The sequence below is a fragment of the Duganella sp. Leaf126 genome, from assembly GCF_001423125.1.
Classification (GTDB): domain Bacteria; phylum Pseudomonadota; class Gammaproteobacteria; order Burkholderiales; family Burkholderiaceae_D; genus Rugamonas.
This window is the reverse complement of record NZ_LMNW01000001.1, coordinates 552,392-568,498: the sequence shown is the minus strand read 5'-3', so window position 1 is coordinate 568,498 and position 16,107 is coordinate 552,392. Positions and strand designations below refer to the sequence as shown.

At 65.8% G+C, this 16,107-nt stretch carries 11 protein-coding genes; all 11 read left to right on the top strand.

All coding sequences use genetic code 11. The features are described from left to right. Positions 1 to 32 precede the first annotated feature (32 nt). The 11 genes from dnaK (at position 33) to ASF61_RS02305 (ending at position 16,006) form a co-directional block, all read left to right on the top strand. Complete coding sequence (gene dnaK, locus ASF61_RS02355) at positions 33 to 1,988, top strand: molecular chaperone DnaK (protein ID WP_056150723.1); 1,956 nt, start codon at positions 33 to 35, stop codon at positions 1,986 to 1,988. 226 nt (positions 1,989 to 2,214) lie between these two features. Beyond that, on the top strand, positions 2,215 to 3,339 hold the full coding sequence (dnaJ, locus tag ASF61_RS02350) for a molecular chaperone DnaJ (RefSeq protein ID WP_056150721.1): 1,125 nt from the start codon (positions 2,215 to 2,217) through the stop codon (positions 3,337 to 3,339). A gap of 114 nt (positions 3,340 to 3,453) precedes the next feature. Beyond that, entirely contained in the window at positions 3,454 to 4,131 is a 678-nt protein-coding gene (gene can, locus ASF61_RS02345; protein ID WP_056150719.1) for a carbonate dehydratase, read from the top strand. A gap of 95 nt (positions 4,132 to 4,226) precedes the next feature. Beyond that, a complete protein-coding gene (locus tag ASF61_RS02340) occupies positions 4,227 to 4,856 on the top strand; it encodes an ANTAR domain-containing response regulator (RefSeq protein WP_056150717.1) in 630 nt (209 codons plus the stop codon). A 394-nt stretch (positions 4,857 to 5,250) separates the two neighbouring features. Next, a complete protein-coding gene (locus tag ASF61_RS02335) occupies positions 5,251 to 6,423 on the top strand; it encodes a CmpA/NrtA family ABC transporter substrate-binding protein (RefSeq protein ID WP_056150715.1) in 1,173 nt (390 codons plus the stop codon). A 145-nt stretch (positions 6,424 to 6,568) separates the two neighbouring features. Further along, positions 6,569 to 7,354 (top strand): uroporphyrinogen-III C-methyltransferase, encoded by a 786-nt coding sequence (gene cobA, locus ASF61_RS02330; RefSeq protein ID WP_056150713.1) that lies wholly within the window; start codon positions 6,569 to 6,571, stop codon positions 7,352 to 7,354. A gap of 399 nt (positions 7,355 to 7,753) precedes the next feature. Next, complete coding sequence (locus ASF61_RS02325; protein WP_056150711.1) at positions 7,754 to 9,058, top strand: MFS transporter; 1,305 nt, start codon at positions 7,754 to 7,756, stop codon at positions 9,056 to 9,058. A gap of 17 nt (positions 9,059 to 9,075) precedes the next feature. Beyond that, positions 9,076 to 11,625, top strand: a complete 2,550-nt coding sequence (nirB, locus tag ASF61_RS02320; protein ID WP_056150709.1) for a nitrite reductase large subunit NirB — start codon at positions 9,076 to 9,078, stop codon at positions 11,623 to 11,625. Between the two features lie 10 nt (positions 11,626 to 11,635). Further along, a complete protein-coding gene (gene nirD / locus ASF61_RS02315; protein ID WP_056150708.1) occupies positions 11,636 to 11,983 on the top strand; it encodes a nitrite reductase small subunit NirD in 348 nt (115 codons plus the stop codon). Beyond that, positions 11,968 to 13,218 carry an NAD(P)/FAD-dependent oxidoreductase gene (locus ASF61_RS02310; RefSeq protein WP_056150706.1) on the top strand — a complete coding sequence of 417 codons (1,251 nt, stop codon included), beginning with the start codon at positions 11,968 to 11,970 and terminating at the stop codon, positions 13,216 to 13,218. The genes nirD and ASF61_RS02310 overlap by 16 nt, the downstream gene beginning before the upstream one ends. Before the next feature lie 31 nt (positions 13,219 to 13,249). Then, positions 13,250 to 16,006: a nitrate reductase gene (locus ASF61_RS02305; protein WP_200919784.1), complete on the top strand. Its 2,757-nt coding sequence runs from the start codon at positions 13,250 to 13,252 to the stop codon at positions 16,004 to 16,006. Positions 16,007 to 16,107: the final 101 nt, after the last annotated feature.

The window sequence follows — 16,107 nt, the reverse complement described above, 5'->3', positions numbered from 1 at the left end:
ACCATCTGAACATAGCAAAGAGGAAGAAAATCATGGGTAGAATTATCGGTATCGATCTGGGAACCACCAATTCCTGCGTTTCCGTCATGGAAAACGGTCAGCCAAAGGTAATCGAAAACGCCGAAGGCGCGCGGACGACGCCGTCGATCATTGCTTATCAAGAAGATGGTGAAATTCTCGTCGGCTCGCCGGCCAAGCGTCAGGCCGTGACCAACCCGAAGAACACCCTGTTCGCGGTCAAGCGCCTGATCGGCCGTAAGTTCGACGAGAAGGAAGTGCAGAAAGACATCGGCCTGATGCCGTACTCGATCACCAAGGCCGACAACGGCGATGCGTGGATCGGCGTGCGCGACAAGAAACTGGCGCCACAGCAAATCTCGGCTGAAGTGCTGCGCAAGATGAAGAAAACCGCTGAAGACTACCTGGGCGAAGAAGTGACCGAAGCGGTCATTACCGTCCCTGCGTACTTCAACGACTCGCAGCGCCAGGCCACCAAGGACGCCGGCCGCATCGCCGGTCTGGACGTCAAGCGCATCATCAATGAGCCGACCGCTGCCGCACTGGCATTTGGCCTGGACAAGAACGAAAAGGGCGACCGCAAGATCGCCGTGTATGACCTGGGCGGCGGCACGTTCGACGTCTCGATCATCGAGATCGCCGACGTCGATGGCGAGAAGCAGTTCGAAGTGCTGGCCACCAACGGCGACACCTTCCTCGGCGGCGAAGACTTCGACCAGCGCGTGATCGACTACATCATCGACGAATTCAAGAAGATCAACGGCATCGATCTGAAAAAAGACCCGATCGCCCTGCAGCGCATCAAGGCTTCGGCCGAGCGCGCCAAGATCGAACTGTCGTCGTCGCAGCAGACCGAGATCAACGAGCCGTACATTGCCATGGCGAACGGCGCGCCGGTCCACCTGACCTTGAAAATGACCCGCGCCAAGCTGGAGTCGCTGGTGGAAGAGCTGATCAACGCCACCATCGAGCCATGCCGCACCGCGATCAAGGATGCCGGCGTCAAGGTATCGGACATCGACGACATCATCCTGGTCGGCGGCATGACCCGTATGCCGAAGGTGCAGGAAAAAGTGAAGGAGTTCTTCGGCAAGGATCCCCGCAAGGACGTGAACCCGGACGAAGCCGTGGCCGTGGGCGCCGCGATCCAGGGCTCGGTGCTGTCGGGCGACCGCAAGGACCTGTTGCTGCTGGACGTGACCCCGCTGTCGCTCGGTATCGAAACCCTGGGCGGCGTGATGACCAAGATGATTCACAAGAACACCACGATTCCGACCAAGTTCTCGCAAGTGTTCTCGACCGCCGACGACAACCAGCCTGCCGTGACCATCAAGGTCTACCAGGGTGAGCGTGAAATCGCGGCCGGCAACAAAGGCCTGGGCGAATTCAATCTGGAAGGCATCCCGCCCGCAGCACGCGGCACGCCACAGATCGAAGTGACCTTCGACATCGACGCCAACGGCATTCTGCACGTGGGCGCCAAGGACAAGGCCACCGGCAAGGAAAACAAGATCACGATCAAGGCCAACTCCGGTCTGACCGAAGCGGAAATCCAGAAGATGGTGAAAGACGCCGAGCTCAACGCCGAAGAAGACAAGAAAGTGAAGGAACTGGCCGAATCGCGCAACCAGGCCGACGCGCTGGTGCACTCGACCCGCAAGTCGGTCACCGAACACGGCGACAAGCTGGAAGCGGCCGAGAAGGAAGCGATCGAAACGGCCATCACCGACCTCGAAGGATCGATCAAGTCGGGCGACAAGGCCGACATCGACGCCAAGGTCGCTGCCTTGACTACCGCGTCGCAAAAGCTCGGCGAGAAGATGTATGCCGACATGCAGGCGCAGCAGGCAGCAGGCGGTGAGGGTGCCGGTGCCGGCGCCCAGGGCGCAGCAGGCGCCGGTGCCGAACAGGCCAAGCCACAGGACGACGTGGTGGACGCCGACTTCAAGGAAGTCAAGGACAGCAAGTAATTGTTGTCAGCAGCAAGTCCGTCATCCCCGCGCAGGCGGGGATCCAGTTTTCGCTGACGTACACGCAAGATTGGGCCCCCGCTTGCGCCGGGGCGACGGCGCGGCGGTTCGGGAGATCTCCCGACGCCAGTATTCCGCCGAGCCGAGCGGGCGTGACCCACGCTGCCGGCTCGGCTTTTTCGTATCGTTACTACCGAATATTTAATACAGCAAGGTCCCGACCAATATGGCAAAGCGTGATTTCTACGAGACACTCGGTGTCGCAAAAAACGCGTCGGAAGACGAAATCAAAAAGGCCTACCGCAAGCTGGCCATGAAATACCATCCGGACCGTAACCCGGATGACAAGGACGCGGAAGAAAAGTTCAAGGAAGTCAAGGAAGCATACGAAATGCTGACCAACCCGGACAAGCGCGAAGCGTACGACCGCTACGGTCACGCCGGCGTCGATCCGAACATGGGTGGTGGCGGCGGCTTCGGCGGCGGTGGTTTCGGCGATGCCTTCGGTGACATTTTCGGCGACATCTTCGGTGGCGGCGGCCGTGGCCGCAGCGCCGGTCCGCAGGTCTACCGGGGCGCCGACCTGCGCTACAACCTCGAAATCACGCTCGAGCAGGCCGCCCACGGCTTCGATACCACCATCCGCGTACCGTCCTGGGACAAGTGCGACACCTGCCACGGCAGCGGCGCCAAGCCGGGCACGTCGCCGGTCACCTGCACCACCTGCGCCGGCCACGGCCAGGTGCGCATGCAGCAGGGCTTCTTCAGCATCCAGCAGACCTGCCCCAAGTGCCATGGCACCGGCAAGATCATCCCGGAACCATGCCCGGCCTGCTCGGGCCAGGGCCGCATCAAGCGCAACAAGACCCTGGAAGTGAAAATCCCGGTCGGCATCGACAACGGCATGCGCATCCGCTCGTCGGGCAACGGCGAGCCGGGCACCAACGGCGGGCCGTCGGGCGACCTGTACGTGGAAATCCACATCAAGCCGCACCCGGTATTCCAGCGCGAAGGCGACGACCTGCACTGCGAAATGCCGATCTCGTTTACCAAGGCTGCACTGGGCGGCGAGATCGAAGTGCCGACCCTGTCTGGTAAAGTGTCGTTTACGATTCCCGAAGGCACCCAGTCGGGCAAGACCTTCCGCCTGAAAGGCAAGGGCATCAAGGGCGTGCGTTCCGGTTTCGCGGGCGACCTGTTCTGCCACGTGGCGGTCGAAACGCCGGTCAAGCTGACCGAGAAGCAAAAAGACCTGCTGCGCGAGTTCGACAAATCGACCACCGAAGGCGGCAACAAGCACAGCCCGCAGACCAAGACCTGGCGCGACAAGGTGAAAGATTTTTTTGAGTAAAAATCGCCACCCGGCGTGACATGCACGTGTCACGCAGCACCGGTATTATCCCGCCGCCGCGCCGCCCATTCCGGGTGGCGCGGCGGTGCTACTGTGAGATGTGAGAGGACACCCATGAAAGACCTGGAACACAGCGCTTCCCCCCTGCGCGGCCTGCTGGAAAACAACCGGCGCTGGGCGGCCTCGGAAGTCGAGCGCGATCCCGATTTCTTCAAGCGGCTGGCCAACCAGGCCGCTCCCGAGTACCTGTGGATCGGCTGCTCGGACAGCCGGGTGCCGGCCAACGAGCTGCTGGGCCTGGCGCCGGGCGATGTGTTCGTGCACCGCAATATCGCCAACGTGGTCGTGCACTCGGACCTGAACTGCCTGTCGGTGCTGCAGTTTGCCATCGACATCCTCAAGGTCAAGCACGTGATCGTGGTCGGCCACTTCGGCTGCAAGGGCGTGCACGCAGCCATGACCGGCACCCGCGTCGGCCTGGTCGACAACTGGCTGCGCCACGTCCACGACGTGCACCAGAAGCACGAGCGCTACATGGGTACCGTGGTCAACGAGCAGCGCCGCTCGGAGCGCCTGGTGGAACTGAACGTGATCGAGCAAGTCTCCAACGTCTGCAGCACCACCATCGTCCAGGACGCCTGGGACCGCGGCCAGGAACTGACCGTGCACGGCTGGGTGTACGGCATCCAGGACGGCAAGCTGCAGGAGCTGGGCATGGACGTGTCGTCGCTGGCCGAACTGGCGCCGCGCGTGGAGCAGTCGCTGGCGCGGTACGAGGCGGTTGCTGCATAAAGCAGAATCGAACGGCGGGATAATCTGGCAAAAATTTGGTGTTGTGCCGTAGAATCTGCGCATGACTATCAAGAGCACTGTCACCGTCTATCCCCATGACCCCGCGTAACCTGCGCATCGTCGTCGTCAATGCCATCGTCCATGCCGGCAACGAGGATGACGACGCCGTGCGCGCCCAGGTCGAGCGGGCGCGGGTGCTGCGCATCGGGCTGCTGGAGGCCGGGTACGACATCATCGCCTCGCTGCCGGCCGATATGTATTTGCCGGAGCGCATAGCCCAGCTGCAGCCGGACATGATCATCGTCGATGCCGAGTCCGATGCACGTGACGTGCTCGAGCACATCGTCATCGCCACCCGCGACGAGCGCCGCCCGATCGTGATGTTTACCGAGAGCGACGACAACGCCAGCATGGAGGCGGCTGTCGCTGCCGGGGTCTCGGCCTACATCGTGGCCGGCCTGCAGAGCGAGCGCATCAAGCCGGTGCTGAACGTCGCGCTGGCGCGCTTCCGGCGCGAACAGAAGCTGCTCGACGAACTGTCGGACACCCGGAGCAAGCTGGCCGAGCGCAAGGTCATCGAGCGGGCCAAGGGCTTGCTGATGGAGCGCCAGCGCTTTACCGAAGAGCAGGCCTACCAGAAGCTGCGCAGCATGGCCATGAGCAAGAACCTCAAGCTGTCCGAGGTGGCGCAGCGCATCCTCGATGTCGAGGATCTGCTCGGGTAAATCTGCCGCTGGCGTTGTTCTTCCCGTCCAAAATGAGGCGCCCGTGCACCGGCGGCGCGCAACCGTGGTGCAGCGCGGCCGCGCGCCGCGCGCTCCCGCCGTGACAGCCGTGCTGGCACAGACATTGCATGTCATAAAACCCAAGCGCGACGCTGCGCTGCCGCACCCCGCCAACGGCGGCGGGGGTCACCAGACAACGACGTCTACCATCCTGCGAATGCGTTCGCGGGGGTAGGCGTTTTTTCGTTGGCCCAACGGTTTTGCCGACTGCTCAGGGAACGCCATGAAACAAAAACCGGATAACGCCGACTTTGCCTTGCCACCGGCCGCGGCCACCGTTAATGTCACGCGCAGGAAAATCATTCATGGCGCGAGTCTGGTCGCAGGAGGAAGCATGGTGGGTCTGGCAACAAATGGCGTGTGGGCAGCGGGGTCCGATCGACCCGAGAAGCAAGCAGTGAAGATCGGCTTCATGCCGCTGACCGATTGCGCGTCGGTGGTGATGGCCTCGGTGCTGGGGTTCGACAGGAAATACGGCGTCAAGTTCGTGCTGAGCAGGGAAGCCTCGTGGGCCGGCGTGCGCGACAAGCTGACCAACGGCGACCTCGACGCTGCCCACGTGTTGTACGGCCTGCTGTATGGCGTACAGATGGGCATCGGCAGTGCGCCGACCGACATGGCGGTGCTGATGGGACTGAACCACAACGGCCAGGCCATCACGCTGTCGCAACAACTGGCCGGGCAGGGCGCCGTCGATGGCCCCAGCCTTGCCGCACTGATGCGCCGCGACCGCCGCGACTATGCGTTTGCCCAGACCTTTCCGACCGGCACTCACGCGATGTGGCTGTACTACTGGCTGGCGGCCCACGGCATCGACCCGCTGCGCGACGCCCGCGTCATCACCGTGCCGCCGCCGCAGATGGTGGCCACCATGCGGGCCGGTCACATGGACGGCTACTGTGTCGGTGAACCATGGAACCACCGCGCCATCGTGGACGGTACCGGCATCACCGCCGCCACCAGCCAGGACATCTGGCCCGATCACCCGGAAAAGGTGCTCGGCGCCACCCTGGCCTTTGCCCGAAAATACCCGAACACCTGCCGCGCCATGATGGCCGCCATCCTCGAAGCCGGTCAATGGATCGATGCCTCGCTGGCCAACCGGCACAAGATGGCCGAGGTGATCGCCGATAAAGCCTATGTCAACACCAGCAAGGACGCGATCGACCAGCGCATCGTGGGCCGTTACCAGGATGGCCTGGGCAGGACCTGGGACGACGCCCATCACATGAAGTTCTATCACGACGGCCAGGTGAATTTCCCCTACCTGTCGGACGGCATGTGGTTCATGACCCAGCACCGCCGCTGGGGATTGCTCAAGGACGATCCCGATTACCTGGCGGTGGCCACCAGGGTCCACCAGATCGACCTGTACCGGGACGCGGCCGCAATGACCAACACGCCAGTGCCCGCCAGTCCGCTGCGCACCTCCAGGCTGATCGATGGCGCCGTGTGGGATGGCCAGGATCCGAAAGCATTTGCTGCATCGTTCACGCTCAAGGCCTGAACGCCATGACTGCCACGAACGCCATGTTCCGAGCCGGGCGTCGCGGTGCAGACCGTGCCTCCGCGCCCACCATGGCCCGGCGCGACCAGGCATATCCGGCACAGGCCGCATTTATTTAATCACTGTACACCGTAGGAGCATGACCATGACCAAGCAAGGCAGCGTGACCCTGGTAGGCGCCGGCCCCGGCGACCCGGAACTGTTGACCGTCAAGGCCGTGCGCGCCATCGAGCGCGCCGACGTGCTGCTGATCGACGACCTGGTCAACCCGCAGGTGCTCGACCATGCACCGGCGTCGGCACGGGTGGTGCAGGTCGGCAAACGGGGCGGCTGCGCCTCGACGCCGCAAGCGTTCATCGAGCGGCTGATGGTGGCCGAGGCACGCGCCGGCCACCACGTGGTGCGCCTGAAAGGGGGCGACCCGTATATGTTCGGCCGCGGCGGCGAGGAACGCGCCACCCTGCGCGCGCACGGCATTGCAGTGACGGTCGTCCCCGGCATCAGCAGCGGCCTGGCGGCGCCGACCAGCATCGGCGTGCCGGTCACCCACCGCGCCTGGAGCCAGGGCGCCACCTTCGTCACCGGTCACGGCAAGGACGCGGCGTCGGAGCCAAACTGGCAGGCCCTGGCGCAAAGCCGCCTGACCCTGGTGATCTACATGGGCGTGGCGCGGGTGGACACCATCCAGGCCGGCCTGCTGGCCGGCGGCGCAGCGCCCGAGACGCCGGTGGCGGTGGTGCAGGCAGCCACGCACGCGCACCAGCGCCAGCTGCTCACCACCCTGGGTGCGCTGCCCGCAGCACTGCGCGCGAGCGGCCTGGGGAGCCCCAGCATCATCGTAGTGGGCGACGTGGTGCGCTGTGCCGACGACTGGCAGGACCTGGTGGCCGCGGCGCCGCTGCAGGACAGCGTCCACGCAGCGGCCAGGTAAGCACCACGCAGCCGCGACGTCGCCACCACCAGGCCACGACGTCGCAACCACGCAGCAACCACGCAGCAACCACGCAGCAACCACGCAGCAACTGCGCACCGAACCCGCACTCCCCCCGACCCTGCCATGCACCCGAAACGTGCGCCGTGCACCGCCAGCTTGCACCAGCGGCGGTGCACGGCACGCGCCGCAGTAGGGGCTCCCTCTGTCGTCCCATCCCATCCTGTCTGGCACGCCTCTTGCAACAGCTCAGCGCAAGAGGTCAACGGCGATCTCCGCGCAGCACATGAATACAAGGCCGGTCCAACGACGGACCGGCAGGACAACGGCGTCCGCCCAACCCGGTCTTCCTGGCCCGGTTGCGCGGGCGCTTTTTTGTTTTCTGAACGGGATAAAACCATGACCAGCAAAGCTCACAGCATCAAGCTTCTCTCGCTCTCGACGCCGCAGATGCGGGCGTTCCACCTGACCTGGATGGCGTTCTTCGTCTGCTTCTTCGCCTGGTTCGCCTGCGCACCGCTGATGCCGGTCATCAAGGGGGAATTTCACCTCTCCGGCGCGCAGATCGCCAACATCAATATCGCTGCCGTCGCCATCACCATCCTGGTGCGGCTGATCGTCGGCCCGCTGTGCGACCACTTCGGTCCGCGCAAGACCTACACCGGCCTGCTGCTGCTCGGTTCCATCCCCGTGATCGGCGTGGCTTTTGCCCAGAGCTACGAAAGCTTCCTGTTCTTCCGCCTCGGCATCGGTGCTGCCGGCGCCAGCTTCGTCATCACCCAGTACCACACGTCCGTCATGTTCGGTCCCAAGGTGGTCGGAACCGCCAACGCCGCTGCTGCCGGCTGGGGCAATGCGGGTGGCGGCGTGGCGCAAGCGGTGATGCCGCTCCTGATGACGGCGATGGTGATGCTGGGCGTGTCCGAGACGCTGGGCTGGCGCGCCGCGCTGATCGTGCCGGGCGTGCTGATGATCGTCATGGCCTTCGTCTACTACCGCTACACGCAGGACTGCCCGCAAGGTAATTACAGCGAACTGCGCGCCGCCGGCGTGGCGTTCGAGGGCGGCAAGAAGGGCGGCTGGGAGAGCTTCAAGCTGGCCGCCGCCAACTATCGCGTCTGGCTGCTGTTCGTCACCTACGGCGCCTGCTTCGGTATCGAGATCTTCATCCACAACATCGCTGCCATCTATTATGTCGATCACTTCAAGCTGACGCTGGGCCAGGCCGGCATGGCGGCAGGCAGCTTCGGCCTGCTGGCGCTGTTCGCCCGCGCCCTCGGCGGCTGGGCGTCGGACAAGTTTGCGGCCCGCGGCAACCTCAATCACCGCGTCACGCTGCTGTTCGTGCTGATGCTGGGCGAGGGCGCCGGCCTGCTGATGTTCGCCCACGCCGGCACGGCGGCACTGGCCATCGGCGCCATGCTGATCTTCGGCCTGTTCACCCACATGGCGTGCGGCGCCACCTACGCCGTGGTGCCGTTCGTGGACAAGCGCGCCCTGGGCGGCGTGGCCGGCATCATTGGCGCCGGCGGCAATGCCGGCGCAGTGGCTGCAGGCTTTCTGATGAAGGGCATGGGCGACGTCCAGCAGACGCTGTCCATCCTCGGCATGGTGGTCGCCGCCACCGCCCTGTGTGCGCTGGCGGCGCGCTTCTCCAGCGCCGCCAGCGAAGAATCCGCCATGGCCAGCAAGCTGGCTGCGTAGTCGACAAGGATCCCATCATGAACATCATCGTCATTGGCCACGGCATGGTCGGCCACAAATTCCTCGAGTCGCTCGCGGCCGGCGGCGCCGTCAACAGCGCCGACCTGCAGGTGACCGTGCTGTGCGAAGAAGTGCGTCCCGCCTACGACCGCGTGCACCTGTCCGAGTTCTTTTCCGGTAAAACCGCAGACGACCTGTCGCTGGTAAAAGCCGGCTTCTTTGACCACAGCGCCGACAAGCCGGCCATGGTGCTGCGCCTGAACACCCGCGCCACCGCCATCGACCGCGCCGCCAAGACCGTCACCACCGGCGACGGCAGCGTGCTCCCGTACGACAAGCTGGTGATCGCCACCGGCTCCTACCCGTTCGTGCCGCCGCTGCCGGGCAAGGACCGCAAGGACTGCTTCGTCTACCGCACCATCGAAGACCTGGAAGCGATGCTCGAATGCGGCGCCCGTTCGAAAACCGGCGTGGTGATCGGCGGCGGCCTGCTCGGCCTCGAATGCGCCAAGGCGCTGCGCGACCTGAAACTCGACACCCACGTGGTGGAGTTTTCGCCCCGCCTGATGGCGGTGCAGGTCGATGAAGGCGGCGCGCGCGTGCTGCGCCGGAAAATCGAGGACCTGGGCGTGACCGTCCATACCGGCAAGAACACGACCGCGATCGTCGATGGCGTCGAGGGCACGCACCGGATGACGTTCGCCGACGGCGGCCACCTCGATGCCGACATGATCGTGTTCTCGGCCGGGATCCGTCCGCGCGACATGCTGGCGCGCGAGTGCGGCCTGACCGTGGGTCCGCGCGGCGGCATCGAGATCGACAACCACTGCGTCACGTCCGATCCGGACGTGTATGCGATCGGCGAGTGCGCGCTGTGGGGCGGCCTGATTTTCGGCCTGGTGGCGCCCGGGTACGAGATGGCGCGCGTGGCGGCCAGGCACCTGCTGGGCGAAGCGGCGGAATTTGCCGGCGCCGACATGAGCACCAAACTGAAACTGATGGGCGTGGACGTGGCCAGCATCGGCGACCCGCACGGCGCCGTGGCCGGCAGCCGCTCGTACCAGTTCACCGACGAGCGCAAGCAGATCTACAAGAAGATCGTCGTCTCCGACTGCGGCAAATACCTGCTCGGCGGCGTGATGGTGGGCGACGCGGCCGAATACGGCACGCTGCTGCAGATGATGCTCAACCGGATCGAGCTGCCCGAGTCGCCCGAGTTCCTGATCCTGCCGCAGTCGGACGGCGCGGCCAAGCCGGCACTGGGCGTCGATGCGCTGCCCGACGGCGCGCAGATCTGCTCGTGCAACGATGTCTCGAAAGGCGCGATCTGCGCCGCGGTGGCCGGCGGCGCCACGACCATCGGCGAGGTCAAGGGCTGCACCAACGCCGGCACCTCGTGCGGCGGCTGCGTGCCGCTGGTGACCCAGGTGATGAAGGCCGAGATGAAAAAGCTCGGCATGGCCGTCAACAACCACGTGTGCGAACACTTTGCCTACTCGCGCCAGGAGCTGTTCCACCTGATCAAGGTCGGCCAGATCAAGACCTTCGGCGCGCTGCTGGCCAGGCACGGCAAGGGCCTGGGCTGCGACGTCTGCAAGCCGCTGGCGGCCAGCATCCTGGCGTCGGTCTGGAACGACTTCGTGCTGAAACAGGAACACGCCAGCCTGCAGGACACCAACGACTACTTCCTCGGCAATATCCAGAAGGACGGCACCTATTCGGTGGTGCCGCGCATGCCGGGCGGCGAGGTGACGGCCGATGGCCTGATCGCGGTCGGCATGGTCGCCAAGAAGTACGGCCTGTACACCAAGATCACGGGCGGCGCCCGCGTCGACCTGTTCGGCGCCCGCGTGGACCAGTTGCCGCTGATCTGGGAAGAGCTGATCGCGGCCGGTTTCGAATCGGGCCACGCTTACGGCAAGTCGCTGCGCACGGTCAAATCGTGCGTGGGCTCGACCTGGTGCCGCTACGGCGTCGACGATTCGATCGGCCTGGCCATCGCGCTGGAAAACCGCTACAAGGGCTTGCGCACGCCGCACAAGATCAAGTTCGGCGTCTCCGGCTGCACCCGCGAATGCGCGGAAGCGCAGGGCAAGGACGTCGGCATCATCGCCACCGAAAAAGGCTGGAACCTGTACGTGGCCGGCAATGGCGGCATGAAGCCGCGCCATGCGGAGCTGCTGGCTACCGACCTCGATAAGGCCACGCTGGTGCGCTACATCGACCGCTTCCTGATGTTCTACACCCGCACCGGCGACCGCCTGCAGCGCACCAGCACCTGGCGCGAAAACCTCGAGGGTGGACTCGAGTACCTGAAGCAGGTGGTCGTGCACGACAAGCTCGGCATCGCCGCCGAGCTGGAAGCGGACATGCAGCACGTGGTCGATACCTACGCGTGCGAGTGGAAGGCTGCGGTGGAAAATCCAGCAACGCGCAAGCGCTTCCGTCATTTCGTCAACAGCGACCAGGGCGACGCCAACGTGCTGTTCATGGAAGAGCGCGGCCAGATCCGTCCAGCCACCGTGGAAGAGCGCCAGCGCGTGATTCCGATTGCCGTTTCCGCCTGAGGAGAAGACCATGCACCGCGATATCCACACCGACCGCTGGACCGCCGTCTGCCAGCTCGACGACATCGTCCCCAACACCGGCGTGTGCGCCTTGCTCAACGGCGCCCAGGTGGCCGTGTTCCACGTCGACGATAGCGGCCCGCGCGTGTTCGCCATCGATAATTACGATCCCCATTCGCAAGCGTCGGTGCTGTCGCGCGGCCTGGTGGGCAGCCTTGGCGAACGCATCGTGGTGGCCTCGCCGATCTACAAGCAGCATTTCGATCTGCAGACCGGCGAGTGCCTGGAATCGGCGGCGCACTCGGTGGGCACCTATCCGGCGCGCGTTGCCGACGGCAAGGTATGGGTCGCGCTGTGAACACGGCGGCTGGCCCCGACGCCCGGCCATCGCTGGTCGTGATCGGCAACGGCATGGCCGGCATGCGCACGGTCGAGGAGCTGCAGCAGCTGGCGCCGGACCTGTATGACATCACCGTGTTCGGCGCCGAGCCGCATGGCAATTACAACCGCATCCTGCTCTCGCCGGTGCTGGCCGGCGAAAAAAGCATGGACGACATCATGCTCCACACGCGCGACTGGTATGTCCGGCACGGCATCACGCTGCATGCGGGCGACCCGGTCGAACACATCGACCGCAAGCGGCGCATCGTGCGGGCCCGCTCGGGCCTGCAGGTGCGCTATGACCGCCTGCTGATCGCCACCGGCTCGCGGCCCTTCATCATTCCGGTGCCGGGCCACCAGCTGCCGGGCGTGCTGGCGTTTCGCGACATCCAGGACGTGCAAGCCATGCTGACCATGGCGCGCCACCACCGCCACGCGGTGGTGATCGGCGGCGGCCTGCTGGGCCTGGAGGCGGCCAATGGCCTGCAGCGCCAGGGCATGGCGGTGACCGTGGTGCACGTGGGCGATGCGCTGATGAACCAGCAGCTCGACAAACCGGCCGCACTGCTGCTGCAAAAGGCGCTGGAAGCGAAGGGCCTGACCTTCCTGATGAATGCCACCACTGCGGAAATCACCGGCACCGACCGCGTGACCGGCGTGCGCTTTGCGGATGGCAGCGCGATTCCGGCCGACCTGGTGGTGATGACGGCCGGCGTGCGCCCCAACATCGACCTCGCGCGTGCGGCCGGCCTGCATTGCGAGCGCGCCATCGTGGTGGACGATACCTTGCAGACCTACGATCCGCGCATCTACGCCGTGGGCGAGTGCGTGCAGCACCGCAGCGCCACGTTCGGGCTGGTGGCGCCGATCTGGGACCAGGCGCGCGTGTGCGGCGCCCACCTGGCCGGCGCCGGCGTGCGCCGCTACGTCCAGCAAACCGCGCCCACGCGGCTGAAAGTGACCGGGGTCGAGCTGTACTCGGTGGGCGACTTCATCGGCGGCGAGGGCAGCGAAGACCTGGTGCTGCGCGACGCCCGGCGCGGCGTGTACAAGCGCCTGGTGCTGCGCGATAACCGCGTGACCGGCGCCGTGCTGTACGGCGACGTCAAGGACGGTCCCTGGTATTTCGGCCTGATCCAGAACCGCACCGACATCAGCGCCATGCGCCAGAACCTGCTGTTCGGCGAGGCGCTCAGCGCCAGGGCCGCCTAGCACAGCCATGCAATCAGAGAGGAAGCCCCGCGTGAACCTGTCCCAAGACCGCCTTGCCATCCGCCCGACGCCGGCCGGCGCTGTCCGCACCGTTCGCACTACGTGCGCGTATTGCGGCGTCGGCTGCGGGGTGACCGCCACGCAGCAGGCCGATGGCACGGTGGCCATCGCCGGCGACCCGCTCCATCCCGCCAACCTGGGCCGCCTGTGCGTCAAGGGTTCCGCCCTCGGCGAAACGGTGGGGCTCGAGGGCCGCCTGCTGTACCCGCAGGTGCGCGCGGCCGACGGCCTGCGCCGCGTGTCGTGGGACCAGGCACTGGACCAGATGGCGGCCAAGTGGCGCGCCGTGATCGACCAGCACGGGCCGGACGCGGTGGCGCTGTACGTCTCGGGCCAGCTGCTGACCGAGGACTACTATGTCGCCAACAAGCTGATGAAGGGCTACGTGGGCAGCGCCAACATCGATACCAATTCGCGCCTGTGCATGTCGTCGGCGGTGGCCGGCTACAAGCGCGCGTTCGGCGAAGACCTGGTGCCGCTGTGCTACGAGGACCTGGAGCTGGCCGACATGGTGGTGCTGATCGGCTCCAACACGGCCTGGTGCCACCCGATCCTGTTCCAGCGCATCGTCAAGGCCCGGGAAGCGCGCCCGGGCATGAAGCTGGTGGTGATCGACCCGCGCCGCACCGCCACCTGCGAGCTGGCCGACCTGCACCTGCCGATCAAGCCCGGCACCGATGTCTGGCTGTTCAACGGCCTGCTCAGCTACCTGTCGCGCATCGGCGCCACAGCGCCCGATTTCATCGCGCAGCATACCAGCGGTTTCGAGGCCGCGCTGGCAGCGGCCGACGTCGATTGCGCCGATCCGCTGGCCGTGGCCAAGGTGTGCCGCATCGATCCGGTGCTGCTGACCGAATTCTACGAAGCGTTTGCAGCGACCGCCAGGACCATCACTGCCTACTCGATGGGCGTCAACCAGTCGTCCGCCGGCACCGACAAGGTCAACGCCATCATCAATTGCCACCTGATCGGCGGGCGCATCGGCCAGCCCGGCATGGGACCGTTCTCGATCACGGGCCAGCCCAACGCCATGGGCGGGCGCGAAGTAGGGGGCCTGGCTAACATGCTGGCTGCGCACATGGACCTCGAGCGCGCCGACCACCGCCAGGTGGTGCAGACGTTCTGGGACTCGCCGGTCATGGCCGAGAAGGGCGGCCTGAAAGCGGTGGACCTGTTCCAGGCCATCGAGGCCGGCAAGGTCAAGGCGGTGTGGATCATGGCCACCAATCCGCTGGTGAGCCTGCCCGACGCCGACCAGGTGCGCCGCGCGCTGGCGAAATGCGAACTGGTGGTGGCGTCCGACATCATGCACGATACCGACACCAATGCCTGTGCCCACGTGCTGCTGCCGGCGCTGGGCTGGGGCGAAAAGGATGGCACGGTGACCAACTCCGAGCGCCGCATCTCGCGCCAGCGCGCCTTTCTGCCGGCGCCGGGCGAAGCGCTGGCCGACTGGAAGATCATCGCACGGTTCGCGCAGCGCATGGGGTATGCGGGCTTCGAGTTTGCCGACGCGGCTGCCGTGTTTGACGAACATGCGCGGCTGAGCGGCTTCAGGAACCATGCCGCTGACATCCCGCGCGCGTTCGACATGTCGGCGCTGGCCGGCCTGTCGCGCACCGCCTACGAACACCTGGAGCCGGTGCAGTGGCCGGTACGGCGCGACGCGGCTGGCGTGGTGCACAGCGCAGCGCGGCTGTTTGCCGACGGCCGCTTCGCCCACGGCGACGGCAAGGCGCGCTTCATCGCCACCGCGCCCCGTGCGCCGGCCAATGCGGTCTGCGAAGATTATCCGCTCACGCTCAACACGGGCCGCGTGCGCGACCAGTGGCACACGATGACGCGCACCGGCAAGGCGCCCACGCTGGCCGATCATGTTGCCGAATCGTTCGTCGACATCCACCCGCAGGACGCGCTGCTGCACGGCGTGCGCGAAGGCGAACTGGCGCGCATCAGCTCCGCCTGGGGCGCCATGGTGGCGCGCGTACAGCACGGCGGCGGCATCGCGCGCGGCAGCGTGTTCATCCCGATCCACTGGAACGGCCAGACCGCCTCGGACGCGCGGGTGGGGGCGCTGGTCAACCCGGTGGTCGATCCGGTCTCGGGCGAGCCCGAGTTCAAGCACACGCCGGTGCGCATCGACCAGTTCCGCGTCAACTGGCACAGCTTCATCCTCAGCCGCACCGAGCTGAACCTCGACAGCGTGGCGCACTGGACCCGCATCCAGGGCAAGGCGTTTGCCCGCTACGAGCTGGCCGGCCGCAACACGATCGCCGACTTCGGCCCCTGGGCCCGCGCGCTGCTGGGCGTGGACGATCCCGATGCCGACTGGCTCGAATACGAAGACAGGACCGCCGGCGTGTACCGCGCCGTGCACGTGGTGGACGACCGCATCGCCCAGTGTATCTTCGTCTCGCCGCGCCAGGACATGCCCTCGCGCGCCTGGCTGGCCAGCCTGTTCGGCAAGGACCAGTTGAGCGACATCGACCGCGTCGGCCTGCTGGTCGGCGCGCCGGTGGAGAAGGGCGCCGACACCGGCCCCACCGTGTGCTCGTGCTTTGGCGTGGGCCGCAACACCATCTGCACAGCGATCGCCGACCAGGACCTGGAAACGGTGGCGCAAGTGACGGCGTGCCTGAAGGCCGGTGGCAACTGCGGTTCGTGCGTCCCCGAGATCAAGAAGATCCTGGTGCAGACGCGGGCGGAAATGGCGGAAGCGCGCGCGTAACGCTGGTGTGACACAGGTGGCGCAGCGGTGGCGCGTTTGTGGCGCATCGGCAGCAAAGTGGTGGCGCATTGGTGGCGCAGCGGCGATTTGATCATTTACCA

Bases quoted from the DNA above. Each gene is read 5' to 3' on its own strand.
- nirD (WP_056150708.1), top strand. From the start codon at position 11,636: ATGCACCGCGATATCCACACCGACCGCTGGACCGCCGTCTGCCAGCTC.
- ASF61_RS02335 (WP_056150715.1), top strand. From the start codon at position 5,251: ATGGTGGGTCTGGCAACAAATGGCGTGTGGGCAGCGGGGTCCGATCGA.
- cobA (WP_056150713.1), top strand. From the start codon at position 6,569: ATGACCAAGCAAGGCAGCGTGACCCTGGTAGGCGCCGGCCCCGGCGAC.
- ASF61_RS02310 (WP_056150706.1), top strand. From the start codon at position 11,968: ATGGGTCGCGCTGTGAACACGGCGGCTGGCCCCGACGCCCGGCCATCG.
- ASF61_RS02325 (WP_056150711.1), top strand. From the start codon at position 7,754: ATGACCAGCAAAGCTCACAGCATCAAGCTTCTCTCGCTCTCGACGCCG.
- ASF61_RS02340 (WP_056150717.1), top strand. From the start codon at position 4,227: ATGACCCCGCGTAACCTGCGCATCGTCGTCGTCAATGCCATCGTCCAT.
- nirB (WP_056150709.1), top strand. From the start codon at position 9,076: ATGAACATCATCGTCATTGGCCACGGCATGGTCGGCCACAAATTCCTC.
- dnaK (WP_056150723.1), top strand. From the start codon at position 33: ATGGGTAGAATTATCGGTATCGATCTGGGAACCACCAATTCCTGCGTT.
- dnaJ (WP_056150721.1), top strand. From the start codon at position 2,215: ATGGCAAAGCGTGATTTCTACGAGACACTCGGTGTCGCAAAAAACGCG.
- can (WP_056150719.1), top strand. From the start codon at position 3,454: ATGAAAGACCTGGAACACAGCGCTTCCCCCCTGCGCGGCCTGCTGGAA.